Source organism: Micromonospora sp. MGP-C2 (assembly GCF_057766525.1).
Genome location: NZ_JBYMEN010000002.1, coordinates 2044972 through 2067945, shown reverse-complemented (window position 1 = coordinate 2067945; position 22974 = coordinate 2044972). Strand labels below are relative to the sequence as shown.

General features: G+C 68.1%; 24 protein-coding genes. 17 read left to right on the top strand and 7 right to left on the bottom strand.

Annotation, left to right across the window (positions count from 1 at the left end; genetic code table 11):
- Nucleotides 1-17: 17 nt before the first annotated feature.
- From AC3CF1_RS09080 to AC3CF1_RS09060, 5 genes are all read left to right on the top strand, one after another.
- Nucleotides 18-716, top strand: coding sequence for a hypothetical protein (locus AC3CF1_RS09080; RefSeq protein WP_488450094.1), 699 nt, complete (start codon nucleotides 18-20; stop codon nucleotides 714-716).
- Between the two features lie 814 nt (nucleotides 717-1530).
- Nucleotides 1531-2091: a nucleotidyltransferase family protein gene (locus tag AC3CF1_RS09075; RefSeq protein ID WP_488450093.1), complete on the top strand. Its 561-nt coding sequence runs from the start codon at nucleotides 1531-1533 to the stop codon at nucleotides 2089-2091.
- A 1177-nt stretch (nucleotides 2092-3268) separates the two neighbouring features.
- Complete coding sequence (locus AC3CF1_RS09070; protein WP_488450092.1) at nucleotides 3269-4240, top strand: hypothetical protein; 972 nt, start codon at nucleotides 3269-3271, stop codon at nucleotides 4238-4240.
- A gap of 15 nt (nucleotides 4241-4255) precedes the next feature.
- Nucleotides 4256-4963 (top strand): hypothetical protein, encoded by a 708-nt coding sequence (locus AC3CF1_RS09065; protein ID WP_488450091.1) that lies wholly within the window; start codon nucleotides 4256-4258, stop codon nucleotides 4961-4963.
- A 165-nt stretch (nucleotides 4964-5128) separates the two neighbouring features.
- Nucleotides 5129-5581 carry an Imm26 family immunity protein gene (locus AC3CF1_RS09060; protein ID WP_488452055.1) on the top strand — a complete coding sequence of 151 codons (453 nt, stop codon included), beginning with the start codon at nucleotides 5129-5131 and terminating at the stop codon, nucleotides 5579-5581.
- Between the two features lie 119 nt (nucleotides 5582-5700).
- Here AC3CF1_RS09060 and AC3CF1_RS09055 read toward each other — a convergent pair whose 3' ends face one another.
- Nucleotides 5701-6078, bottom strand: a complete 378-nt coding sequence (locus tag AC3CF1_RS09055; protein WP_488450090.1) for a DoxX family protein — start codon at nucleotides 6076-6078, stop codon at nucleotides 5701-5703.
- A 179-nt stretch (nucleotides 6079-6257) separates the two neighbouring features.
- On the opposite strand from AC3CF1_RS09055, the gene AC3CF1_RS09050 reads away from it, so the two are divergent.
- From AC3CF1_RS09050 to AC3CF1_RS09035, 4 genes are all read left to right on the top strand, one after another.
- The gene (locus AC3CF1_RS09050; protein ID WP_488450089.1) at nucleotides 6258-7142 is read left to right on the top strand and encodes an RNA polymerase sigma-70 factor; all 885 of its coding nucleotides are present in this window, start codon (nucleotides 6258-6260) and stop codon (nucleotides 7140-7142) included.
- A 175-nt stretch (nucleotides 7143-7317) separates the two neighbouring features.
- The gene (locus AC3CF1_RS09045; protein ID WP_488450088.1) at nucleotides 7318-7941 is read left to right on the top strand and encodes a TetR/AcrR family transcriptional regulator; all 624 of its coding nucleotides are present in this window, start codon (nucleotides 7318-7320) and stop codon (nucleotides 7939-7941) included.
- 43 nt (nucleotides 7942-7984) lie between these two features.
- Complete coding sequence (locus AC3CF1_RS09040) at nucleotides 7985-8695, top strand: HAD family hydrolase (protein ID WP_488450087.1); 711 nt, start codon at nucleotides 7985-7987, stop codon at nucleotides 8693-8695.
- 410 nt (nucleotides 8696-9105) lie between these two features.
- Nucleotides 9106-9891 carry a L,D-transpeptidase family protein gene (locus tag AC3CF1_RS09035; RefSeq protein WP_488450086.1) on the top strand — a complete coding sequence of 262 codons (786 nt, stop codon included), beginning with the start codon at nucleotides 9106-9108 and terminating at the stop codon, nucleotides 9889-9891.
- A gap of 132 nt (nucleotides 9892-10023) precedes the next feature.
- Here the strand turns inward: AC3CF1_RS09035 and AC3CF1_RS09030 are convergent, their stop codons facing one another.
- The 3 genes from AC3CF1_RS09030 to AC3CF1_RS09020 all read right to left on the bottom strand — a co-directional run bounded on the left by AC3CF1_RS09030 (nucleotide 10024) and on the right by AC3CF1_RS09020 (nucleotide 11671).
- Nucleotides 10024-10302, bottom strand: coding sequence for a hypothetical protein (locus AC3CF1_RS09030; RefSeq protein ID WP_210795617.1), 279 nt, complete (start codon nucleotides 10300-10302; stop codon nucleotides 10024-10026).
- Between the two features lie 47 nt (nucleotides 10303-10349).
- A complete protein-coding gene (locus tag AC3CF1_RS09025) occupies nucleotides 10350-10781 on the bottom strand; it encodes a RusA family crossover junction endodeoxyribonuclease (protein WP_354981042.1) in 432 nt (143 codons plus the stop codon).
- 185 nt (nucleotides 10782-10966) lie between these two features.
- Complete coding sequence (locus AC3CF1_RS09020) at nucleotides 10967-11671, bottom strand: VOC family protein (protein ID WP_210926221.1); 705 nt, start codon at nucleotides 11669-11671, stop codon at nucleotides 10967-10969.
- Between the two features lie 115 nt (nucleotides 11672-11786).
- On the opposite strand from AC3CF1_RS09020, the gene AC3CF1_RS09015 reads away from it, so the two are divergent.
- Entirely contained in the window at nucleotides 11787-12128 is a 342-nt protein-coding gene (locus AC3CF1_RS09015; RefSeq protein WP_396679363.1) for a PadR family transcriptional regulator, read from the top strand.
- Nucleotides 12125-13198, top strand: coding sequence for a hypothetical protein (locus tag AC3CF1_RS09010; protein ID WP_488450085.1), 1074 nt, complete (start codon nucleotides 12125-12127; stop codon nucleotides 13196-13198). The genes AC3CF1_RS09015 and AC3CF1_RS09010 overlap by 4 nt, the downstream gene beginning before the upstream one ends.
- Nucleotides 13199-13395: 197 nt before the next feature.
- Here the strand turns inward: AC3CF1_RS09010 and AC3CF1_RS09005 are convergent, their stop codons facing one another.
- Complete coding sequence (locus AC3CF1_RS09005; RefSeq protein WP_112583309.1) at nucleotides 13396-13578, bottom strand: DUF397 domain-containing protein; 183 nt, start codon at nucleotides 13576-13578, stop codon at nucleotides 13396-13398.
- The gene (locus AC3CF1_RS09000) at nucleotides 13572-14372 is read right to left on the bottom strand and encodes a helix-turn-helix domain-containing protein (protein ID WP_488450084.1); all 801 of its coding nucleotides are present in this window, start codon (nucleotides 14370-14372) and stop codon (nucleotides 13572-13574) included. The genes AC3CF1_RS09005 and AC3CF1_RS09000 overlap by 7 nt, the downstream gene beginning before the upstream one ends.
- Before the next feature lie 280 nt (nucleotides 14373-14652).
- On the opposite strand from AC3CF1_RS09000, the gene AC3CF1_RS08995 reads away from it, so the two are divergent.
- From AC3CF1_RS08995 to malQ, 6 genes are all read left to right on the top strand, one after another.
- Complete coding sequence (locus AC3CF1_RS08995) at nucleotides 14653-14907, top strand: flavin reductase (protein WP_328376252.1); 255 nt, start codon at nucleotides 14653-14655, stop codon at nucleotides 14905-14907.
- Nucleotides 14908-15194: 287 nt separating this feature from the next.
- Nucleotides 15195-16481 carry an ABC transporter substrate-binding protein gene (locus tag AC3CF1_RS08990; protein WP_488450083.1) on the top strand — a complete coding sequence of 429 codons (1287 nt, stop codon included), beginning with the start codon at nucleotides 15195-15197 and terminating at the stop codon, nucleotides 16479-16481.
- A 114-nt stretch (nucleotides 16482-16595) separates the two neighbouring features.
- The gene (locus tag AC3CF1_RS08985) at nucleotides 16596-17591 is read left to right on the top strand and encodes a carbohydrate ABC transporter permease (protein ID WP_354981036.1); all 996 of its coding nucleotides are present in this window, start codon (nucleotides 16596-16598) and stop codon (nucleotides 17589-17591) included.
- A 1-nt stretch (nucleotide 17592) separates the two neighbouring features.
- Nucleotides 17593-18435, top strand: a complete 843-nt coding sequence (locus AC3CF1_RS08980; protein WP_354981035.1) for a carbohydrate ABC transporter permease — start codon at nucleotides 17593-17595, stop codon at nucleotides 18433-18435.
- 10 nt (nucleotides 18436-18445) lie between these two features.
- Nucleotides 18446-19654, top strand: a complete 1209-nt coding sequence (locus AC3CF1_RS08975) for an ABC transporter ATP-binding protein (protein WP_088949121.1) — start codon at nucleotides 18446-18448, stop codon at nucleotides 19652-19654.
- A gap of 115 nt (nucleotides 19655-19769) precedes the next feature.
- Complete coding sequence (gene malQ / locus AC3CF1_RS08970; RefSeq protein ID WP_488450082.1) at nucleotides 19770-21776, top strand: 4-alpha-glucanotransferase; 2007 nt, start codon at nucleotides 19770-19772, stop codon at nucleotides 21774-21776.
- 10 nt (nucleotides 21777-21786) lie between these two features.
- Here malQ and AC3CF1_RS08965 read toward each other — a convergent pair whose 3' ends face one another.
- Nucleotides 21787-22896, bottom strand: coding sequence for a winged helix DNA-binding domain-containing protein (locus tag AC3CF1_RS08965; RefSeq protein ID WP_354981033.1), 1110 nt, complete (start codon nucleotides 22894-22896; stop codon nucleotides 21787-21789).
- Nucleotides 22897-22974: the final 78 nt, after the last annotated feature.

Sequence of the window (22974 nt, the reverse complement as noted above, 5' to 3'; positions counted from 1 at the left end):
ATGGCATGATCTAGGGCGTGATGATTGCTGGTTTCGAGGATCTCCCGTTAGTCGATGGCGCACCGTTGCTGAATGATGCGTTCTTCTGGCCGACCTACTTGGCCGACACGATGGCGCCCCACGACGATTCGCTGGTCACCGCAGCTTTCGGCGTTGATACCGAGGGTTTTTCCGAATATTTCACCCGCCTGACCGATTCTGATGCTTGGCCGGTGTTCCGGCTTGGGCTGCGCGACGGGTACGAGATCGATATACTCTACTGGAACGAACCCGACGAAAAGGGCATAATATATGTTCTTCGCCGATCCGGTAAGGAGTACAAGGTGGATCTGGCGAACGTGGGAGGGCACGAATTTCGCCCGGGGCTGAGCTGGCCAGAGCTAGTCACTGCCGCAAGCTGGTCGAGCGCGCCGTACGGGATTGTCGATCCGCATGCCCGGCTGCTGCTACTGCTACCCGCGTTCGGGGACGCCCATCTGCCGGCGGTGGCAACGGCGACGGTGACCGCCGCGTTGACGAGTTGCGGCGCAGGGTCGGGGGCCAGCGACCTCGCCGCATACATGCTTCGGGAGCCAGAGAGGTGGCCGCACTGGCGGATGAACGTTAGCGGTGCTCTCATTAATGATGGCCGGTACAGTCGGCGCAACCCTGGAGGGCCGGCTGCGCATTCACCTGCCGATTTGCTCGAGCTCTCATCGGCACTCGGCTCCAGTTGATCAATTATTCATTTTGCGGAGTCGGCAGGGTCGGGCAGCCGGATGGGGTCTCACCCTCCGGCTCTGACAGATCCCGGCGTGACAGTCTTCCGGGGCCCGACAAAGTCGTCAGGTGATGCCGACCTCGATTCGTCAGAGGGTTTTTTGCGGGCGACGTAGCGTTTGACGCAGCGGATGACTCCGCAGCGGGTGAGGCCTTGGGCGGTGCGTCGGTCGAGGTAGTCGCGGGTGCGTCGGTCGCAGCGTGATCGGGTCACGGCGACGCGGTAGAGGGCGGCGTTGGCAGCAGGTTCCGCGTCGAGCAGTGGAAGTACCAGCTGCCACGACCGCGCTCGGCCAGGCGCGGACACGATGTGCCTCGCCGCCGACCCATCACTGGGTCCGTACACCGACACCGCTTGACGATGACACCCTGACTGTTCATGATCTCCCCCTCTGATCTGATCTGGTCTGGGCCCATCGCCGCGCAGCGGACAGTGGCCAAAGACCGCATCGATTTGTAAGACGCGGCATTTGACAAGAAGCAACGATATGGGCCAAAAGGAGGCGGGATTCTGGCGACGGTCAGAGACCCTGGTGCTAGACGTATGAGCAGCCCCGAGAATTGAACCACGACCGTCAGTCCTGCCCTTGCCGAAAACCTTGTCAGTGCTGGTCAGGCGGCACAATCGTATTCGTAAAGTGTTCCGGCCGAGGCGGTCGCGTCTTCGGATGTCGATGCGGGCCGTCTTGTCTGGATCGACGATCGGTGCGGGCAACGGGTGCAGCGGATGGGCGTTCGCAATGCACTGTTGTGGGCGGGTCCCGGTCCCGGATGAGGAACCGCGTCCGGCAACCGGCGTCCTCGAGGTCCATGACGAGGTTCTTGGCGGCCTCCACGGACTGCGGCCTGCCGGATGCCTGGATCGGCGCTGGCGCCGTCCGCGACTTCGTCTGGGGTGAGCGGTATGGCGACGGCTTCGCCCCGTCATCGGTGCGTGACGTCGAAGTCGTCTTCCTCGACCCGCGGGCCTCAGCCGCGACAACGACGACCGGGCTTCCCGGCGGCTGGTGGGCTTGGCCGGATCGTCCGGTCGACGCGGACATCCGCAAGCCCAGCAGCGGGCCGAAGGTGCCGGTCGGGTGGACGACGCTCGGCTCGATTCCGCCGTTGTCCCGTACGTCATTCCAGGCGGCACGTTCGGTGGGGGTTCCGACTTGTGGTAAGCCGGGATGTCGTTGTCGATGTTCGTCCAGTCCGCCTCGCTGTAGTGCCCGGCAGGCTTCACCGTGTAACCCGCCGCCGCGTACGACGAGTCAGCACGGACCCGCCGTACCCCGGCCTCGCGAGCGGCCTGCAGGACCCGCAACGCGCCGTCGCGGGCCGGGCGGGTGACCTCGTCCTCGTCCTTCGGCGGGGTGAAGGGGAACGGCGACGCGTGGTGCAGCAGGTACTGCGCGCCGTCGACCGTGGCGATGAGGTCGTGCTGCTCGGTGGCGGCTCTCCGGTCGTCCTCGGCGAGCAGCGAAGGTGACGACGTACACCTACACCGACCGGGGTGAGAAGCTGCGGGAGGTCGGCGTGCCATGGCCTGTTGGCGAAAACCGCTGCCGAAAAAGGTATTCGAATCATCTATAGCACCCCTGGTCAGGCCCCCGTGGAATCTAGGGACGAAAAGGAGTGGGGCAAGCTGAAGGGTGCGCCAGCGGTTCCAAAGAGTATGCGAAACCCGCAAAACCCTCTTCCTGGCACGGATGAGATCGGGCCCGGTGCGGGGCGCGGGTTGGGCATGGCCGCTGGTGCTTTCAGTATTCTCAACGATCTTTACTATGTTGCAATGGGAGCCGCGATGCTGAGTAACCCAAGTATGGGTGAAGACTTTCTATGTGAAATGGGATATCGCGGCTACTGTCCGATGCCACCGAGTATGACTGGATAGGCAAAGTGGAAGGCGGATAGCCTGATGTGACGTGATCTTTGGCAAGGGTCCGCACCGCACGGTGCGGACCCCGTCGCCGATCAATGCAGGACCGAGACCATTTAGTCCATTATTGACGGGCGGGTAAATGCAGCCAGGCAGAAACATTTCGGGTCTGGACCTGCAGTAAACGGTCGATCGAGACACGCCTCGCTGGGCCCGAGACGGCACCTAAGACGGAGAGCAGCCCCAGATCCGCAGGGGCAAAAAGCCCGATCTTGGTTGCTATGTGCACCACCGATGGCGGCGCCCACGCACCCCGGCATCACCAACATCGCTGCCGCCAGCCGGCATCACGCCCGTGACAGCACTCGCGCTTTACGAACGCGACCGAAAGCTCTACCGCCCGTCTCGGCCAAGCCCCGCCCTTGCTGGCTACCCAACTGAACGGGCCGCTCTGAAGTGCGGCGGGATGACGCTGATTTACCACCTTGCTTTGACTCCGGGTTCCTACCGTCGGGTCCGGTCATCTACTCTGTTGCCGTGTCGAAGCGATGGTTGGTCATGACAGAAGCGGAAGCTTTATCGTCCGCTGGGGATCACCGGCAGATCCTAAGCGTAGACGACGTCACCTATGTAGTCGGAGCGACGGCTATGATCATCATCATCGACGGCGGCGACCCACGCCAGGCCAGCGTCGTGCAGAATTTCGACAGACTGGTGCTAAGCGAGCCGTTCCCTGAACCCGCCCACCAGCGACTGGTGTCCGCGCTTCGGATCATCGGCTTCGCGCGGGTGGATGGCGGCTATGCGCTAATGGGAGAACTGCGGAAGATCTCAAGTCGATCTAGGGCACTCGAGGTTGGTAACAAACCGTACCCCCACAACATTCGCCCAACACTGGTGTCGGTCGAGCTTGCCTTTGCCGAGCGGCTGCCGTTCGACCTTCTCGACCAGGTACGACCCACCCGACAGGAACCACTGCCGAGCCTGGACTGGCTGCACACCCTTGCCCGCGACCCCATCACCGCCCTAGCCGACTTCGTCGCTGATTGGTACGCCGACGTCCCGCCGGTTGCTGACAAGGCCACGAGTGACCACGCCCTACCCGACCCGCTTCTCGCCTTCTACCGCGTCGCCGCCGGACGCTCAGAAGTGCTCGGGCAATTCAACCGGATCTACCCTGCCGACGAGTTGGATCCCGATCCCAGAGGACTGGTGCTGTTCGGGTCCGAAAACCAGGGCGGCTTCTACATGCTCATAGACCCCAGGGAGGCCGATCCAACCGTCCACTACGACGGACTCGAAGCCGAGCGGGAACGAGAACCACTCAGCAGCTTCCTCCTCCAGTTCCTTTTGTGCGAAACAGGTTTCTCCAGCCCATTCACCGGCTATGCTGTCGTCACCCCTCAGCAGGCGGAACACTTCGTCCAGCCACTACAGCCGGTACCGCTGCGACCCATGCGCTGGACCGGCGATCCTACCCGCCACTACGTCGCCCCTGGCCTCGTCGTCACCACCACCACCCGCGACGACACCATTGAAGTCTACGTCGGAGCCCGCCACCGCTGTGCCTTGCGGGCCCTCCGCTACCCCGGCTTTAGGTGGGACCAGTTCGACGGCTAGTGGACGGATATGAACGTGAAGATACCCGGATACGAAGACTTCCTTTTGATCGACGGTTCCGCATTCCTCACCGACCCGATATTTTGGCCGACGTATCTGTGCGACACGCTCGCGTCCAGTGATCCTTCGGTGGTAACTGCGGCTTTTGAAGTAGTCGAGTCCGCCTGTTTGAGTTACTTCAGCCTGTTGACCGACGCGGACAGGTGGCCCGTCTTTCGGCTCGGGTTGCGTGACGGGCACGAAATTGATGTGGTGTATCGTAATTTGCCGGATGACATGGGCACGGACTACATCCTTTGTCGGTCAAGCAATGCGCATCGAATAGTTTTGGCAAACGTTGGGGGTCACGAATTTCGCCCGGGGTTGAGTTGGCCCGAGTTGATTGCAGCCGCCAACTGGTCGGACGCGCCATTCGGGGTAACTGTGCCACAGCAACGGCTGCTGCTGTTGCTGCCCGCGTTCGGGGATGCGGATTTTCCGGCGGATGCAACAGCGGTTGTGGAATCCGCGTTGAGGGACTGTGGGGGTGGTCCGGGCTCCCGTGAGCTGGCCCAATGGCTACTGCGGGATCCTGAGGGATGGCCGCGGTGGCGCCGGCAGAGTCAGGGTGCACTAGCTTGCGACGACCGCTACAGCCGTCGCAACCCTGAGGGGCCGGCTGGGCACGTGCTTGCTGATTTGCTTGAAATCTCGTCGGCACTTTCGGTGGAACCCGGTTTCTAGCCCGCGAGGTCTGCGTTGCAGCGGACGGCAACAATCGATGGGAACCCGATCGCTGCGACGACATGCAAATGGGTGCTGACACCACTCCGGTGGGTGAATTACTCGATCCGGCTCGACGCATGGTGGCCCCTAACGGGTGAGGGGCTGGGGTATCCGAGGGGGCTGATGATGAAACGGCGCGATATAGAAGAGGGAATGGTATTCGCTGTTCCCCTTCGATTCGGCGCAAATGCTCTTGCTCTTGTCACCAGGCATGGGCGTAGTGCGGTCACTGTCGGGTACTTCTTCGGACCAGCGCTCGTTGCCGTTCCAGAAGAACCTCCGAGTCTGCACCCAGGGAACGCGGTCCTTATTGCCAGGTTCGGCGATATTCCATTAGTCAACGGCGAATGGCCTCTTGTTGGCCGACTTCCTGACTGGGACCGAATGATGTGGCCATCATCGGAATTTTATAGGGGTGACATCAGGGCTCGTGGTTTCGTCGTCCTCTATGATGACGAGGACCCGAATAAGGTCGCAGGGGAAAGGCTCTCGGAGCCTGGCGACGAAGATCTCCCATCGGATGATTTGCACGGGTACGTTATTGTGCGGAACAGGCTGTCCAGCATTCTCAGCTAAGGCCTACTATGGCCGCTTCCCGATACGGCCTCTGTCGACGCGATCGGCTCGCTCAGGTCTGGGAGGAGCGGGCGCGGATCTGGCGGCCGGGAACGGGTCTCCCGGGTCAGGTCATTCCGTTAGAAGGGCTCGGGTCCGAGTCGGCCCCAGGCCACGAAGGCGGCCAGGGCGAGGTAGAACAGATTCAGCACGATGAACTTCGCCTCGTTGTGACGCAGGTGGGTGATCATCGCGCCGATCATCAGCAACACCCAGCAGACGGCGGTCACCGGCACCAGCACCGGTGCGATGTCCAGCACGGCGGGCAGGATCAGGCCGACCGCGGCCAGGATTTCGAGGACTCCGAGGGTCTTGACGAAGCCGACACTCGCGGTCGCCGTCCACCCTCCGCCGTTGGCCCGGGCCAGCTTTTCCTTGGGTACGAACGTTTTGGTGATGCCGCCGGCCAGGGCGACTGCGGCCAACAGTCCGGCCGCGATCCACAGAGCCACGTTCATGATCTTCCTTCCGCGTGGGGTCGAACACGAGACACCGCCGGCCCGCTCGCTGTGACGGCTCGACACGTGACGTGGCGCACGACGCAGCGGTGTCACACCAGGCGGGGGAGCGGTGTCCTGTGGGTGGCGCAGCCGAGATCGACGAGACTGGAGGCGGCATGAAAGCCGGGGGAGAAGTCATGAGTGAGGGCGGCCCTGCTGTCGACGCGTTCGTCGCACACCGGAACCTGCTCTTCACTGTCGCCTACGAGATGCTCGGCTCGGCCGCCGACGCCGAGGACGTACTCCAGGAGACCTGGCTGCGGTGGGCGGACGCCGACCTCGCGACGGTGCGGGACCAGCGCGCCTACCTGGTCCGGATCACCACCCGCCAGTCGCTCAACCGGCTGCGGACGGTCGGCCGGCGCAGGGAGTCCTACGTCGGCTCGTGGTTGCCCGAGCCGCTGCTGACCGCCCCTGATGTCGCCGACGACGTCGAACTGGCCGAGAGCGTCTCGATGGCGATGATGCTGGTGCTGGAGACGCTCACGCCGATCGAGAGAGCGGTGTTCGTACTCCGTGAGGTCTTCGACCTGGCCTACGACGAGATCGCCCCAGCTGTCGACAAGAGCCCGACCGCGGTCCGCCAGATCGCCCACCGGGCGCGGGCGCATGTCGCCGCGCGTCGACCCCGGGGAGTGGTTTCCGCGGCCGACACCCGACGGGTGCTCGACGCGTTCCAGCGGGCGATCGAGACCGGCGACGTGCAGGGCCTGCTCGACGTCCTCGCGCCGGATGTCGTGCTCGTTGGCGACGGCGGCGGTATCAGACAGGCGCTGCTGCGGCCGGTCGCCGGGGCTGACAAGGTGGCCCGACTGTTGGCCAGCAGGCAGTTCCAGGTCGCTGCCCTGTCGCTGCACCCGGCCCAGGTGAATGGCTCCCCGGCGCTGGTGTTCCGATCCGACGGCGAGATCGACACGGTAGTGGCGCTGCGCATCGACGATGGCCGCGTCAGCGGGCTCTACGCCGTGCGTAACCCGGAGAAGCTGTCGCACATGCGGAGCGAGAACGCGCTGCGCCGGTGAGCCGCGACCCTCGGCTCGCGTTGCCCTCCCGTCCCGGTGATCTCCTCGCTCAACGAGCAAGGTGTCGGCTGTGGCACGCGGAGAAAGAGACCGGCCGCAGGCGCCTTCCATCCCCAACAGTCACCAATCCGTCACCAGTCAGCTACGACAGGTGTGCGCCCTTACGCTCGTGGGCGTGCCCGGACCTGCCGAGAAGGCCACCGAACAGGACCGCCGCGACCTCATCGTCGCGGTCGCGCGAGAGCTGGCCGAGGCGGAGGGCTGGGCGGGGGTGACCACCCGACGGCTGGCCGAGCGGGCCGAGATCGACGTCGGTGACCTCTACCGGCACTTCGCGGATCTGGAGGCGTTGCTCGCCGCCGTCGCCGTGTGCGCCTTCGCCGACCTGGCCGCCGACCTGGCGGAGGCGCACGCGGAAGCCGTCGACGGTCCCGAGGGGGCCTGGCCGGCGGTGGCGAGCGCGTACCTCGACTTCGCGTACACGAATCCCGAGGTCTATGACGCGATGCTCGCGCTGACCCCCGACCTGGCCCTCGGCGTCGATGGCGTGCCGGCCGCGCCGCGGGCGGTCTTCGCCGAGCTGCGGGCGGCCCTGACCCCGCTGGCCGAGGGGCGTGACCCGGACGTGCTGGCCGAGATGGGCTGGAGCCTGCTGCACGGCGTGGTGATGCTGACCAGGGGTGGGCGGCTGCGCCCCGACGCGCAGGAGGAGCGGGAGACGATGATCGCCGAACGGTTGCTGCGGTGGCCCCGACCGGTGGGCGGAAAGTCGCTGGGTACGTCGGACGATCTGCCCTAAAGTCCCCGATCGTCGGAGGAGTTGATCACGAGGAGCTGGCGGCATGACGGTGGACGTGACGGGGCGGCGGCAGGCGAAAGTGCTGATCTTCGATGCGGACGACACGTTGTGGGAGAACAACGTCGTCTTCGAGCGGGTGATCGACGACTTCCTGGCCTGGCTGGACCACCCCACCCTGGACCGGGCCGAGTTGCGGGCCGTTCTCGACGACATCGAGCAGGCCAACGCGGTGGCGCACGGCTACGGCAGCAAGGTGTTCCTGCGCAGCCTGGCGGAGTGCCTGGAGCGGCTGCGCGAACGGCCGGCGACCGAGTTCGAGCGTCAGGAGATCGACCGACTGGCCGTGGCACTCGTCGAACACCGGGTGGAGCTGATGCCCGGCGTGGCCGAGGCGCTCGACGAGCTGGCCGTCCGGCACGAGCTGCTGCTGCTGACCAAGGGGGATCAGGCGGAGCAGCAGCGCAAACTCGACGCCTGTGGCCTGCTGCACCACTTCCGGGCCGCGCACATCGTCGCCGAGAAGAACGTCGAGACCTACCGGTGGCTGGTGCGGGAGCACGGCTTCGACCCGTCGGGTGCCTGGATGATCGGCAACTCCCCGAAGTCGGACATCCTGCCGGCACGGGCTGCCGGGCTGAACGCGGTGTTCATCCCGAACGAGAACACCTGGGTGCTGGAGGACGACGAACTGGACCCGACCGACGCAGGCGTCCTGCGGCTGGCCTCGTTCCGCGACCTGCTGCGGCACTTCTGACCCCACCGAAGCCGAACAGCGCCCGCGATCATGATCGTGTTACGCCCACATGCCGGTTTTTCACCTTGGGGTAAGTCACGCCCCGGGCCGTACGGCTCGGCTTGTCCGGCCGTCGCGGCCCCGCCTAGCCTGGGCCGGCGTCCACGACCCTTCGAGGTGTGTCGGGGCGCACCGGCGTTCGGCGGGTTGGGCACCGTGGAGCTGAGTGCAGAGCGGCCGGCTGTCCCCGGTGCCGCGCGTGGCCCCGTGCCACGCCCGAGCGGCGGGGCGCCGTAGCTGTCCGCTCCTCTGCCGGGCAGCCGGGGGTCAGGGCCGGGTAGTTGCGGACCCGGTCCTGATCCGGCCCACGAATCGATCATCACCGGTGAGCGGGGCAGACCGTGAGCCGGGCCGACTGTCAGGATGACGGAATGAAGCGTAGATCCCTCCTGCTCGGCACTGCTGTGGGCCTGGTGGCACCGGCCGTGCTCGCCCCGACGGCTCCCGCGCTCGGGGCGACCCGGCCGCGGCCGGCCTGGGGCACGGCGCCGGTTCCGCACTCCACCAGGCCGACCGTGCCGCGCCGTAACCTGGCCGCCCGGCTGACCACCCTGCCGACGCAGACGAAGCAGGTCATCGTCGTCGGCTCCACCAGCTACACCACCACCTACGCCACCCTGGAGGCGTACGTGAAGGTCAGGGGTCGCTGGCAGCCAGCTTCGGCGTCGTTGCCCGCCCGGATCGGCTCGAAGGGCTTCAGCGACAACCACGTCGAGGGTGTGCCGACCACGCCGACCGGGGTCTACTCCATCGGCCCGACCATGTACGGCATCGCCGCGAACCCGGGCGTCCGCTACCCGTACCACCGTCTGGTCAGTGGCGACTGGTGGAACGAGAACCCGGCGTCCGCGCAGTACAACTCCTTCCAGCACACCTCGACCAACCCCGGCGGGGCCAGTGAGGCGTTGTGGACGGAGGTGCCGGCGTACACCCACTTCGCGGTGATCACCTACAACATGGTGCCGAACGTGGCGCAGCCGGTGCCGAACGCGGGCAGCGGCATCTTCCTGCACCAGTTCAGCACCAGCGCCGGCAACGCCACCGCCGGCTGCGTGTCCCTCTCCCACGACAACCTGGTCGACGTGCTGAGCTGGCTGGACCCGACGCTGTCGCCGCGCATCGTGCTCAGCCCCTACGCCCAGCTCGGCCGCTACTGACGTCCACCGCCTCCCGACGGGCCGCCCGCGCTACGGCGCCGGGCGGCCCTCGTGTCGACAGAGCCCCGCTCCGGGGCGGAGAGGGGTTTCGTGGCCGGTCTGCCGACCATCAACGCGTCGCGGCGCACCAGCTCAGGAAACCTCGCCTCCCCGGACGATCGCCACCGCCACTTTGCAGAACTCGTCCATGTCCGGGTTGAACCCGGCCGCGATGTCGGGATGCAACCCGGAGCGGGTCTCCTCCAACAGTCGCTGGCAGACCTGCTCGACCGGCTCACCGGCGTAACCGCTGCGGATCCGGTCGGTGGCCGCCTGAAGCGCCGAGGTCAGCTGGTCCTCCAGCGGGCCCCGCAGCTTCTGCTGCACAGGGTCGAGCCCGCGGGGGTCGAGCGTGACATGTGGCTCCGACATCGGTGCTCCCTTCGTCGGCGTCCGCGGTACCCCACCGCGGACGTCGGTCAAACCCCGGTCGGTGCGGCGGCGACCCGCACCTGGTACGAAAAGTCCTCCGCCGGCTCCTCGTGGTACGACAATCGGCGGATCTGCCGGTCGTCGGCGTAGAGGGCGACGTCCACCAGGACGCCGAGGTGGGTGAGGCCGATGGACGACACCCGCTTCTTGTCCTGCAACACCGCGCAGACGCCGCCGAGCAGGGTGCTGGCGTCGGCCGTACGGTGCCCGGGCGGGCAGCGCAGGACCAGGTCCACCTCGATCGGCCCGGGCAACGGCGTCCAGCCGGTGCGCTGGGCCGCGGTGAGAGCGGCCTGGAGCAGGGTGCGAACCCTCGTCGCCTGCCGATGCCCGGCGGCGAAGATGGACAACGCTTCGGTCTTGACCGGTGGCAGGCCGCTCACCTCGAACGTCAGGGCGAGAGCGCGGGTGTCCTGCACGACGGCACCTCCTCGTTGGGACGATCCTGCCGAACCGGGGCAGCGGCGGTGGGACGTTCCCGCGATTACCAACCGATCGGGCAGGCTGGGGTCGGCCGGAGGCGTGTCGACGGCGGCGGCGAACGCGCTGACTGCGGCGCTAGGAAAACGCTAGCTGACGTCGCCCGCGCTCGGTAGTCGGTCGTTCACCCGGTTGGGCGCGGCGTGAAGGCGCAGAACTCGTTGCCCTCCGGGTCGGCCAGCACCCACCACCAGTGGGCCTTGTCGACCGGCTCCCGCAGCACTGTCGCACCCGCGGCGAGCAGCGCGGTCGGCTCCGGGTCGACCAGGTCGACGTCCCAGTGCAGCCGGTTCTTGACCGTCTTCGGCTCGGGCACCCCGGCGAACACCCAGTAGTCCCAGGGGAACCCGGACGCGCCGACCACCCCCGCGTGGGTCCCCTCGTCCTCGACGGTGCCGCCGACGACCCCGGCCCACCAGGTCGCCTGCGCGACCGGGTCGATCGAGTCGACGACCAGCTCGAACGGGCCCGGCCGGGCGCCGTCGCGAGCCGGGAACGCACAGAACGGGTTGCCCTCCGGGTCTTCCAGCACCCACCAGGTCACCTCGCCGCTCGGCTCGCGGACCAGTCGGGCGCCGTCCGCGAGCAGCGCCGCCGGGTCCGCGTCGGCCAACCGCAGATCCAGGTGTACGCGGGTCTTGCCGACCCTCGGCTCGGGCACCCGGTTCACCCAGATCGACTCGGCGTTCGAGCGCGCCGAGCGCGGGTCCACCCGGGTGTCGCCGTCGCCGGCATCGGCCACGTCACCGTCGAGCATCCGGGCCCAGAAGGCGCCCAGGGCGAGCGGGTCGGCGGCGTCCAGACAGAGGTCCTTGAAGCGCGCGATCATCGTTCCAGCATGCCTGGTCCGGTCCGGGCGAACATGTCCGGGCAGAAGGTTCGGGGCTGGAGCGATTCTGAATAGGATCCTTGCCGTTATATAACGTCGCAAGTACTATGCGCTCATGCATGAATCTACCTTCCTCATCCTCACCGCTCTGGCCGCGCAGCCCTTGCATGGCTATGGGGTCGTACAGGCGGTGGAGGAGTTGTCGGCGGGCGACGTCAAGCTGCGGCCTGGCACCCTCTACGGCGCACTCGACCGCCTGGTTGAGCAACATCTGATCGAGGTTGACCGGGAGGAGGCCGTCGACGGGAGGCTGCGTCGCTACTACCGGCTCAACGAGGCGGGAGCGGCCGCCCTGCAAACCCAGGCCGAGCGGTTGCGTCGGCATGCCACGGCGGCCGACACCCAGCTGAGCAAGCGCCTCGGTGGTGCTCTGGGCTTCGGGACGGTGATCGCATGACCGCCGCCACCTGGTCGACCGACGATCACGGTCTCGAACGCCACTACCGGAAGCTGCTGCTGGCGTACCCAGGCCGGCACCGGCAGCGGTACGGCACCGAGATGATCACGACGCTCCTTGAGATGGCGGCCCCCGGGCAGCGCCGCCCTCGGCCCGGGGAGGCCCTGCACCTGCTCGCCAGCGGCATGCGCCACCGGCTCCGGCTCCCCGCACGCCGGCCGCTCGGGGTGATCGCGGCGGTCCTCCTCGCCCTGACAATGGGCGCGTTCGGTGGGGCCGCCGGGTCGTGGGCAGGTTCCCAGACGTTCGCGGACCTGCCCGACGACGCCACGATCGCCAGCCTGGCCCAGCGGGCCAGCGGTGCCGCCAGCGATTCCGTCCAGCTGCGTGTCGCGTCACCGTGGCTGGAGGAGTCGATCTCGACGACTACCGAAGTCGATGGCGCCTGGGACGCTGAGAAGGCCCGGCAGCGGTTCGCGGCTGACGGCTGGTCGGTCTCCGACATCACGCCGCTCGGCGGCAAAGCGGTCGCGTTCAACAGTGACACCAAATCCTTCGTCGACCTTCCGATGCGCAACTCAACGTTCAGCGCCAACTCGAACGGGCTGACACTCCAGGTGCGGGGCTACCTCACCGCCGACCACGGCTCTGTCCACCTCGACGGCTGGGCGCAGAGCAGGCCCATGTTCTTACCTCTGATCGTGACGGGCATCCTGATCGGACTTGTCCTCGGGTGGCTGTTCGCAGCGGCCCTCGCCTACCGGATCGTGGACGCGTCGGCCGAACGACGGCGCGCCGCCGCCGGGCTCTGCGCCGTCGCGCTGGTCGCGCTCGCTCTGCCGGCAGTAGCCCTGTACGGCAACGTGCTGCGGGCATTCCGGGATCACGGAGACGTCGGTCCGGTTTTCACCGTGCACAGCGCATTCACACCCGGCCCCTATTACCCGTTGGGGCCGGCCTGGCAGATTCTCGCCCTGGCCATCGCCGGTGCCGTGCTCGCGGGTGCCGCGATCCGGCTCGCCCGTCCGGGCGTGCAGCGAGAGACGCAGGGAGCGGCGATAGCGAACTGAGGCTTCGGCCGCTGCTGTCCGAGGGTCGGGACGGTAGTTCGTCATCGAAGTGACTGCCGGCGGTCGCGGGACCTTTCAGGGTAGATCTTGGACAGTTTCCGTTCTGTCATAGCTGTCTGTCATAACGGGAAACTGTCCAAGATCTGCAGATCCGGGGGAGAATGCCTTAGGCAGAGGGAGCTTCTCCGAGTTCAGGTTCAGTGCTGCTTGGCGTACGCGACGAACGCCTTCCAGGCCGTCGGATCGACGTGCAGGGTGCCGCCGTCGCGGTCCTTGGTGTCGCGCACCAGCACCACGCTCGGCAGGTTGTCGGCGACCTCGACGCAGGACCCGCCGTTGCCGCCGGACCGGGTCGACTTCCGCCACTGTGGGGTCAACATGCCCATGACTTCGCCACTCCCTTGATCAGCTCGGTTGACTGCCGGCGGGGGAGCGCCTCGTTCCGCACGATCTCCCACGTCTTCGCCAGCTTAGCGACGTCGGCCGGTGCATCGACGATCTGCGCGGTGAGCTGGTTGTCGGCATAGGTCACGCGCTCACCGTCGGGCATCTCGGCGATGATGAACTGACCGCCCATCCCCAGGTACATCCCAGCATCCACAGGCACGATGTGCACCTGGATATGCTCCGCCGTCGCCAACTGGGCCAGGGGCTCGCACTGCTCGACCATGAGACCCGGCTGGTCGAGCACCGGCCGGCGCAGCACCGCCTCGTCCAGCACGGCGATGAGCTGTGGCGGGCGTGGGCGTTGCAGGATCGCCTGGCGCTCCAGCCGGGAGGCGACGATCCGGTCCACATCCTCGGCGTCGAACCGGCCACCGGCCAGCGTGGCGCGGGCGTACCGCTCGGTCTGAAGCAGGCCCGGCACGTACGCCAGCTCGAACCAGCGCAGCGTGGTCGCCTCCCGCTCGAACTCGATCCACTCGCGGAGCCAGGCCGGCTCGGCGTCGAGCCGGGCCAACCCGTCCAGCATGCGGAGGAAACGTCCGCCGGTCTGGTGGTGGGTGTCGACCGCCCTCATGTACTCCTTCGTGGGCGGTCGCCCGCCGGTCTCCACCGAGCTGACGTGCGAACCCGAATAACCGATGCCCCTGCCGAAGTCGTCCTGACTGAGCCCGAACCCCGTCCGGAACAGACGCAGTTCCTCCAGTACGTAGTCGGTGACCGTCCCCATCGATTCCCCAACCTTCGCTCAGTCTGGCTCGGCGTGTCCCTCAGGGGTGCTCACCTGGACCGCTGAGCTGCACAAATGGCGCGAGCACGTATCGACGGTAGTCGCCTCATCACCACACTGTCACCAGTGGCGGGTCCGCCGGTGGCCGGAATGGCGGCGGCGGGCCCTGCCCTCGGGGGTCGCTCCCGTTTCCCCCTTGCGGGAGCGGCCCCTTCCCCGTCCCCGAGGAGGTCGATGTGCTCACCTCGATAGTCCAGCAGCCCTCGGCGCGGTGGCGGTGATGGTGGTCCGGCCGCCCGTCCCGCACGTCGCCATGCGCCCGCTCTGGCGGTGCCGGAACTGTGGCACCGAGTGGCCCTGCCAACCGGCCAAGCTCGCTCTGCTGACGGAGTACCGGGCCAGCCGGACCGCACTGCTGATCTACCTCGGCACTCTGATGCACGAGGCGACGAACCAGCTCACCCAACTCCACCCGGATCATCCACCGACCAGGATGACCGAGCGCTTCCTCTCCTGGGCCAGGGCCCGGGGCTGACGCTCGGCCCGCTGTTGTTCATCCCGGAAAGTGGATCAGGCACCCCGTCGGATCAGGGCGGCCGAGTCGATCATGAGCGGTGTCGGGGCGCAGGGCACACAGGGCCGGTCGCTGTGCGCACTCTCGGTGTGACAGCCAGGTTTCGCGACTCCGCAGGTGGGGCAGAGTAGCCGCACGGAGCATCCGGGTCGGGGTGTTTCCGCAGCTCACTGGCCCGGAATCGTCTCGCCGTGCGCCGGGGCACGGATGGCCCCTCCCCGGTTTTCGCCGAAGAGAGGGGGAGGGCGATGACGGACCCCGAAACGGCTCGACACCGACGCCGGCCGATTGTTCGGCTGGGGGCGGCGGCCGCCACGCTGGCGCTGGTCGCACCGCTGGCCGCGTGCGGCGCCGACGACGCTGGTGGCCCACCGACGCTCAACCTGTACTACCCGCCGGAGCAGAACCTGCAGAAGGTCGTCGACGACTGCAACGCGCAGGCCCAGGGGCGCTACGAGATCGCCTACCGGGTGCTGCCCCGGCAGGCCGACGACCAGCGGGTGCAGATGGTGCGCCGGCTCGCAGCCGAGGACAGCGGCATGGACCTGCTCGGTCTGGACGTCACGTGGACCCAGGAGTTCGCCAGCGCCGACTGGATCCGCGAGTGGACCGGCCAGGACAAGGCCGAGGTCGAGCAGGGCACCCTCGCCGGGCCGTTGGACACCGCCCGCTACGAGGACAAGCTGTACGCGGCACCGAAGAACACCAACGTGCAGTTGCTCTGGTACCGCAAGGACCTCGTGCCGCAGCCGCCGACCACCTGGGACCAGATGATCAGCGCGGCCCAGCAGCTCAAGGACCAGGACAAGCCGTACCGGGTGCTCACCATGGGCGCCCAGTACGAGGGTCTGGTCGTCCTCTACAACACCCTGGCCGAGAGTGCCGGCGGAAAGATCCTCAGCGACGACGGTAAGCAGGCCGTGATGGACGACGGCACGGTGCGGGCGTTGGAGCAGTTGAAGAAGTTCGCCACGTCGGGCGTGACCTCGCCGTCGTTCAGCAACGCCACCGAGGACCCGGTCCGGTTGGAGTTCCAGTCCGGTTCCGGCGCTTTCCAGGTGAACTGGCCGTTCGTCTACCCGGCCATGCAGGAGGCCAACCCGGAGCTGGCCAAGCAGGTCGGCTGGGCGCGGATCCCCGGCATCGACGAGGGCACCCCCAGCAAGGTCACCATCGGTGGGGTCAACCTGGCGGTCAGCTCCTACTCCAAGCACCCGGAGATTTCGTTTGAGGCGGCCCGGTGCATTCGCAGCGCCGAGCACCAGAAGTTCTCCGCCATCAACGACGGTGTGCCTCCCACTATCGAAGCCGTCTACGACGAGCCGGAGATGACCGAGGCGTACCCGATGAAGGACACCATCCTGGAGGAGCTGAAGGACCCGGCCACCCGGCCGTTGACCCCCGCCTACCAGAGCATCTCCACGGTGATGTCGGCGATCCTGTCCCCGCCGTCGGCGATCAACGCGCAGAAGACCGCCGACGAGCTGCGTGGCGCCATCGCCGATGCCCTCCAGTCGAAGGGGGTGCTGCCGTGAGCGCGAGGAGTGAGCCGTTCCTGCGAGCCCCGCAGTCGCGAAGGAAGGTGGCCCCGTGAGCGCGAGGAGTGAGCCGTTCCTGCGAGCCCCGCAGTCGCGAAGGAAGGTGGCCCCGTGAGTATCAACGCCACGCCGACGGGCGCCGATGTCGCCGCCGAGGAGACCGACCGCTCCACCGGCCGGCCCGCCACCGTCCCGAAGCAACGCGGCGGCCGTGGCAAGGGGCCGTTGAGTGAGAACAAGAAGGCCGAACGCCGGTTGGGTCTGCTTCTCTGCGCACCCGCCGCGTTGGTCATGGTCCTGGTGACCGCGTACCCGATCATCTATTCGGTCTGGTTGTCGTTGCAGCGTTTCGACCTGCGCTTTCCCGACCAGCGCGAGTTCATCGGGCTGGACAACTACGTCACTGTGCTCACCAACGAGTTCTGGTGGACCGCGTTCGGGGTGACGGCGTTGATCACGGTGGTCACCGTGGCCGTCGAGCTGGTGCTCGGCATGGGCCTGGCGATCATCATGCACCGCACCCTGATCGGGCGCGGCCTGGTCCGAACCTCGGCGCTCATTCCCTACGGGATCGTCACCGTGGTCGCCGCGTTCTCCTGGCGGTACGCCTGGACGCCGGAGACCGGGTACCTGGCCAACCTGTTCAGCGACGGCGCGCCGCTCACCGAGCGGGCCAGCTCCTTGGCGATCATCATGCTGGCGGAGATCTGGAAGACCACCCCGTTCATGGCGCTGCTGTTGATGGCCGGGCTGGCGCTGGTGCCGGAGGACCTGCTCAAGGCCGCCTCGACCGACGGCGCGACCGCCTGGCAGAAGTTCACCAAGGTCATGTTGCCGGTGATGAAGCCGGCGATCCTGGTCGCGCTGCTGTTCCGCACCCTGGACGCGTTCCGCGTCTTCGACAACATCTTCGTGCTGACCGCCGGCGGCAACGAGACGTCGTCGGTGTCGATGCTCGCCTACAACAACCTGATCCGGGGTCTCAACCTCGGCATCGGTTCGACGATGTCGGTGCTGATCTTCATCACCGTGGCGATCATCGCCTTCGTCTTCGTGAAGCTGTTCGGCACCGCTGCCCCGGGCAGCGACGACGGGGAGAGGCGCTGACATGGCCACCGGTACCGAAACCACCACCCGGGCGAAGGTGCGCTGGGGGCTGCTGGACGTCCTGGTGGTCGTCTTCGCGCTCGTCCCGGTGCTGTGGATCGCGTCGTTGTCGTTCAAGACGCCGGGCACCCTCACCGACGGGAAGTTCATCCCCCGGGAGTGGACGCTGGACAACTACAAGACCATCTTCGACACCGACCAGTTCGTCCGGGCCCTGGTCAACTCCATCGGCATCGCGCTGATCGCCACGCTGATCGCGGTGGTGCTCGGGGCGATGGCCGCGTACGCGATCAGCCGGCTGGACTTCCCGGGCAAGAAGCTGCTGGTCGGCGTCTCCCTGCTGATCGCGATGTTCCCGCAGGTGTCGCTGGTGTCGCCGCTGTTCGAGATCGAGCGGCAACTCGGCCTCTTCGACACCTGGCCCGGGCTGATCCTGCCGTACATCACCTTCGCGTTGCCGCTGGCGATCTACACGCTGTCGGCGTTCTTCAAGCAGATCCCGTGGGACCTGGAAAAGGCCGCGAAGATGGACGGCGCCACGCAGGGGCAGGCGTTCCGGCGGGTGATCGCGCCGCTGGCCGCGCCCGGGTTGTTCACCACGGCGATTCTGGTCTTCATCTTCTGCTGGAACGACTTCCTGTTCGCCATCACGCTGACCTCCACCGAACGCGCCCGTACGGTGCCGGTCGCCCTGTCGTTCTTCACCGGCGAGTCGCAGTTCGAGGACCCCACCGGGGCGATCTGCGCCGCCGCCGTGGTGATCACCGTTCCGATCATCCTGTTCGTTCTCTTCTTCCAGCGCCGCATCGTGTCCGGTCTGACCTCCGGCGCAGTCAAGGGATAGGTGAGTAGTCATGGCTGACATCGTGCTGGACAAGGTGAGCAAGAGTTTCCCGGACGGGACCGTCGCCGTGCAGGACGTCGACCTGGAGATCGCCGACGGCGAGTTCGTGATCCTGGTCGGCCCCTCGGGCTGCGGAAAGTCCACCACCCTCAACATGATCGCCGGGTTGGAGGACATCAGCTCCGGTGAGCTGCGCATCGCCGGGCAGCGGGTCAACGACAAGGCGCCCCGGGACCGGGACATCGCCATGGTGTTCCAGTCGTACGCGCTGTACCCGAACATGACAGTGCGGGAGAACATGGCGTTCCCGCTGCGGCTGGCGAAGATGGACAAGGAGACCATCAACCGGAAGGTCGACGAGGCGGCGAAGGTGCTGGAGCTGACCTCCCTGCTGGACCGCAAGCCGGCCAACCTCTCCGGCGGTCAGCGCCAGCGGGTCGCGATGGGTCGCGCGATCGTCCGGCAGCCCAAGGCGTTCCTGATGGACGAGCCGCTGTCCAACCTCGACGCCAAGCTGCGGGTGCAGATGCGCACTGTGGTGTCCCGGTTGCAGAAGCAGCTCGGCACCACCACCGTCTACGTCACCCACGACCAGACCGAGGCGATGACCCTCGGCGACCGCGTGGTGATCATGCGCGGTGGCGCGGTGCAGCAGGTCGGGCCACCGCAGGAGCTGTATGACCACCCGCGCAACCTGTTCGTCGCCGGGTTCATCGGCTCGCCGTCGATGAATTTCCTGCACGCCGCCGTGCAGGACGGCAGCCTGCACACCGCCCTGGGTGACGTGCCGATCGGCGACCGGATCCGTCGGGAACTGGAGTCGGCCGACGCGCCCCGGGAGCTGATCCTCGGCATCCGCCCCGAGCACTTCGAGGACGCCGAGCTGGTCGACGACGACACCCGTCGCCGGGGCATGGAGTTCGAGGCGCCGGTGGACATCGTCGAGTCGATGGGCTCGGACAAGTACGTCTACTTCACCGTGGAGGGCGAGAAGGCCAGCGCCGCCGAGTTGGAGGAGTTGGCCGCCGACGCCGGTGCCGCCGACTTCGCCGGAGGTGGTGGCAACCTGGTGACCCGGCTGTCCGCGGAGTCGGCGGTCGCCGAGGGGCAGTCGCGACGGGTCTGGTTCAACCTGGAGAAGATTCACCTGTTCGATCCGGCCACCGGGCGCAACCTGACCCTGCGCGACGGTCGGGCGGCGGGGGCGCTCGACGACTGACAGCGTCCAGCGTGGTGGGGCCGGCGGGTTCGCCCGCCGGCCCTCGCCGTGTCCTGCGCCGCGCGTCCGGTCGTGGCAAGGTGGTCGGAGGTCGAGTCGTGAGGCGGGGGGCGGGATGAACCGACGACTGGCCGCGCTGGCGAACGCGCACGGCGTGTCCACCTGGTACGAGGACTGGCGGCACCGCCGTGTCGAGGTCGCACCGGAGACCGTGGTGGGCGTGCTCGGGCTGCTCGGTGTGGACGCCACCAGCCCGGCCGCCATCGCCGACGCGCTCACCGCCGCCCGTGCCGTCGACCGGGGCGCACTGCCGGAGACGGTGGTGGTCGCCCACGGCACCACCCGGGCACTGCCCGGCCCGGGTGTCGTCACCCTGGAGGACGGCGGCCGCCGCGCGGTCGACAGCGAGCTGCCGGGGGACCTGCCGTTGGGCTGGCACCGGTTGGCCTGCGCCGGCCGCGAGGCGACGCTGGTGGTGGTGCCCCGTCGGCTGCCGGTGCCGCCACACACCTGGGGTTGGATGCTCCAGCTCTACGCGCTCACCTCGGAACACTCGTGGGGCATGGGTGACCTCGGCGATCTCGCCGAGTTCACCGGTTGGGCCGGTGACACGGGCGCGGGGCTGGTGCTGCTCAACCCGCTGCACGCGGTCGGGCCGGCGCACCCGGTCGCCGCCTCGCCCTACTCGCCCGCCAGTCGACGCTTCGTCAACCCGCTGTACCTGCGGGTCGGCGACACGGCCGCGTACCGTGCGGCGGACCCGGCCACCCGGGCGGTGGTCGACGCCCTGCGCCCCGACCGTGGGGATCTGATCGACTACGACCAGGTGTGGGCCGCCAAGCGGCACGCCCTGGAGCTGCTGCACCCGTACGCCCAGCCGGTCGACCTTGCCGCGGACCCGGCGCTGGCCAGCTTCGCCACCTGGTGCGCGCTCGCCGAGCGGCACGGCAACGACTGGCGTGCCTGGCCGGAGGGCCTGCACCACCCGGACGCCCCGGCGGTCGCCGAGCAGCGTCGGCAGCTCGCCGACCGGGTGGCCTTCCACGCCTGGTTGCAGCACCTGTGTGACGAGCAACTGGATGCCGTGACGGCGGCGGCCCGGGCGGCCGGAATGCCGGTCGGCGTGGTGCACGACCTGGCCGTCGGCATCGATCCCGGAGGCGCGGACGGCTGGCAGCTCGCCGACGTGCTGGCCCAGGGTGTGCGGGTCGGCGCGCCGCCGGACGACTTCAACCAGCTCGGCCAGGACTGGGGGCTCGCCGCCTGGCGTCCCGACCGGCTCGCCGCCACCGGGTACGCGGCCTACCGGGACATGCTGCGCCGGACCCTGCGACACGCGGGTGGGCTGCGGGTCGACCACGTCGCCGGCCTGTGGCGGCTGTGGTGGGTGCCGCCGGGCGCCGGCGCGGCCGAGGGCACCTACGTGCGCTACGACGCCGAGGCGATGCTCGGCATCCTCGCGCTGGAGGCGCACCGGGCCGGCGCGGTGGTGGTCGGGGAGGATCTCGGCACCGTCCAACCCGCGGTGACCCGTGGGCTGCGCGGGCGCAACATGCTCGGCTCGACAGTGCTGTGGTTCGCTCGCGACGACGACGGCGGGTTCGTCCCGCCGGCCCGTTGGCCGCGCAACGCCCTCGCCACGATCTCCACACACGACCTGCCCACCGCGCCGGGTTTCCTGACCGGCGAGCACGTCCGGGTGCGCGACGAGTTGAAGCTGCTCGGCACCGACGTGGCGGTGGAGCGGGCCCGGGCCGCCACCGACCGGGAGCGGCTGCTGGACATGCTGCGTGCCGAGAGCCTGCTGCCCGACCCGGCGCCGACCGCCGAGCCAGCATCGCCCGGTGCGGCTCCGACACCCGACGACGGCGAGGTGGTGGTGGCGATGCACGCCGCGCTCGCGGCCAGCCCGACCCGGTTGCTCGGCGTCTCCCTCTACGACGTGCTTGGCGAGGTGCGCCAACCCAACATGCCGGGCACTGTGGACGAGTATCCGAACTGGCGGCTGCCACTGCCGATAACCGTTGCGGAGATCCGCTCGGATCCTCGGGTGACCCGGATCGTCGACCTGCTCAGCACCGCCCGCCCGCGACGGGCCAACAGGGCTCCGACCGAGGATTGACGCGGCGCGGTCAGGTCAGCCAGTCGAAGCGGGGAGGCAGCCCGAGGAAGTCCGCGTACCGTCCGAGCGCCTGCTCCACCCGAGCCCGCGCCGCGGCGTCGAGCGTCGTCAGCGGCTGGACCGTCACGGTGACCGCGGTGCGGCCGACCTTGCGCTTCCACACGCCCACCACCCGCCCGGAGCGGACCACTGTGGCCTGGAAGATGCCGTTGTTGCCGGGCACCACGGCCGCCTGGTGCGCGGGGTCGAGCATCAACGAGCGGTCCCGGTAGCCGAGCAGGTATTCGTCGAAGCCCGGCAGCACGATCATGTCGTCCAGCGGGGGAGGCGCGGTGTCGGCCAGCGCCGCGTCGACGTGCATCGGCTCGCCGTCGACCCGTACCGTGCTCAGCAGGTCATCGGCGGCGGCCAGGCCGCGCCGCGCGTCGGTCAGGGTGAGGCCCGTCCAGCCGGCGAACTCGCGGGCGGTGACCGGCCCGTGCCCGCGGACGTAGCGGTGGGCGAGCAGGGCCAGGGCCTCGTCCCGTTCCAGGTGGCGTGACTCGGGCGCCCACTCGTCCAGCAGCGCGAAGGTCTGTTCGGTGCCCAGGTTCGGTGCCACGCAGGTCACCCCGCGGACACTCGCATACCACAGCAGGTGGTAGCCGCGCTGGCCGTCGGTCCCGATGCCGGCGGCGCGCAGGGCGGCGAGGCACTGCGCGCGGGTGAGCCGGCCGCCACCGGCCAGGGCGCTGCCGAGGACGTCCACCGCCCGGTCCGCGTCGGTCTCGGTGAGCCCGAGCTGCGCGCGCCGGGTCGCCGCGCCAGCCAGCGAGCGTACGCCGGTCAGCTCCAGCATCCAGCGGGCGTCGGCGGGAGGGACGAGGTGAACGGTGCCCCGCATCGGCCAGGTGCGCAGTGCCTCGCGTCGCTCCAGCGCCGCCTGCACGTCGACGACGTTCTGCCCGGGCAGCCGCGCGCCCAACGACCACAGGCCGCTCGCCAAATCCTGCGCCTGCATCGCGCCGAACCACTGGACCACCCCGGCGACGTCACCGGGCCGGATGCTCGGGTGCGGGCGTAGCAGCAGACTCGTCATCCGCAGATCGAGCGCCTCGGACGCCGTCAGCTCCCTCGTCATCGGACTCCCTTCCCCGCAGGTGGTTGCGCCAGGTTAGGGCACCCGACCGACAGTGGGCCTGCGGCGATGGCCCAGCTG

Coding starts and splice junctions, on each gene's coding strand:
- AC3CF1_RS09075 (WP_488450093.1), top strand. CDS start 1,531: ATGAGGAACCGCGTCCGGCAACCGGCGTCCTCGAGGTCCATGACGAGG.
- AC3CF1_RS09055 (WP_488450090.1), bottom strand. CDS start 6,078: ATGAACGTGGCTCTGTGGATCGCGGCCGGACTGTTGGCCGCAGTCGCC.
- AC3CF1_RS09020 (WP_210926221.1), bottom strand. CDS start 11,671: ATGATCGCGCGCTTCAAGGACCTCTGTCTGGACGCCGCCGACCCGCTC.
- AC3CF1_RS09000 (WP_488450084.1), bottom strand. CDS start 14,372: ATGGGGACGGTCACCGACTACGTACTGGAGGAACTGCGTCTGTTCCGG.
- AC3CF1_RS09010 (WP_488450085.1), top strand. CDS start 12,125: ATGACCGCCGCCACCTGGTCGACCGACGATCACGGTCTCGAACGCCAC.
- AC3CF1_RS09050 (WP_488450089.1), top strand. CDS start 6,258: ATGAGTGAGGGCGGCCCTGCTGTCGACGCGTTCGTCGCACACCGGAAC.
- AC3CF1_RS09070 (WP_488450092.1), top strand. CDS start 3,269: ATGATCATCATCATCGACGGCGGCGACCCACGCCAGGCCAGCGTCGTG.
- AC3CF1_RS09015 (WP_396679363.1), top strand. CDS start 11,787: ATGCATGAATCTACCTTCCTCATCCTCACCGCTCTGGCCGCGCAGCCC.
- AC3CF1_RS09040 (WP_488450087.1), top strand. CDS start 7,985: ATGACGGTGGACGTGACGGGGCGGCGGCAGGCGAAAGTGCTGATCTTC.
- AC3CF1_RS08965 (WP_354981033.1), bottom strand. CDS start 22,896: ATGACGAGGGAGCTGACGGCGTCCGAGGCGCTCGATCTGCGGATGACG.
- AC3CF1_RS09005 (WP_112583309.1), bottom strand. CDS start 13,578: ATGTTGACCCCACAGTGGCGGAAGTCGACCCGGTCCGGCGGCAACGGC.
- AC3CF1_RS08975 (WP_088949121.1), top strand. CDS start 18,446: ATGGCTGACATCGTGCTGGACAAGGTGAGCAAGAGTTTCCCGGACGGG.
- AC3CF1_RS09060 (WP_488452055.1), top strand. CDS start 5,129: ATGATGAAACGGCGCGATATAGAAGAGGGAATGGTATTCGCTGTTCCC.
- AC3CF1_RS08980 (WP_354981035.1), top strand. CDS start 17,593: ATGGCCACCGGTACCGAAACCACCACCCGGGCGAAGGTGCGCTGGGGG.
- AC3CF1_RS08995 (WP_328376252.1), top strand. CDS start 14,653: ATGGTGGTCCGGCCGCCCGTCCCGCACGTCGCCATGCGCCCGCTCTGG.
- AC3CF1_RS09035 (WP_488450086.1), top strand. CDS start 9,106: ATGAAGCGTAGATCCCTCCTGCTCGGCACTGCTGTGGGCCTGGTGGCA.
- AC3CF1_RS08990 (WP_488450083.1), top strand. CDS start 15,195: ATGACGGACCCCGAAACGGCTCGACACCGACGCCGGCCGATTGTTCGG.
- AC3CF1_RS09030 (WP_210795617.1), bottom strand. CDS start 10,302: ATGTCGGAGCCACATGTCACGCTCGACCCCCGCGGGCTCGACCCTGTG.
- malQ (WP_488450082.1), top strand. CDS start 19,770: ATGAACCGACGACTGGCCGCGCTGGCGAACGCGCACGGCGTGTCCACC.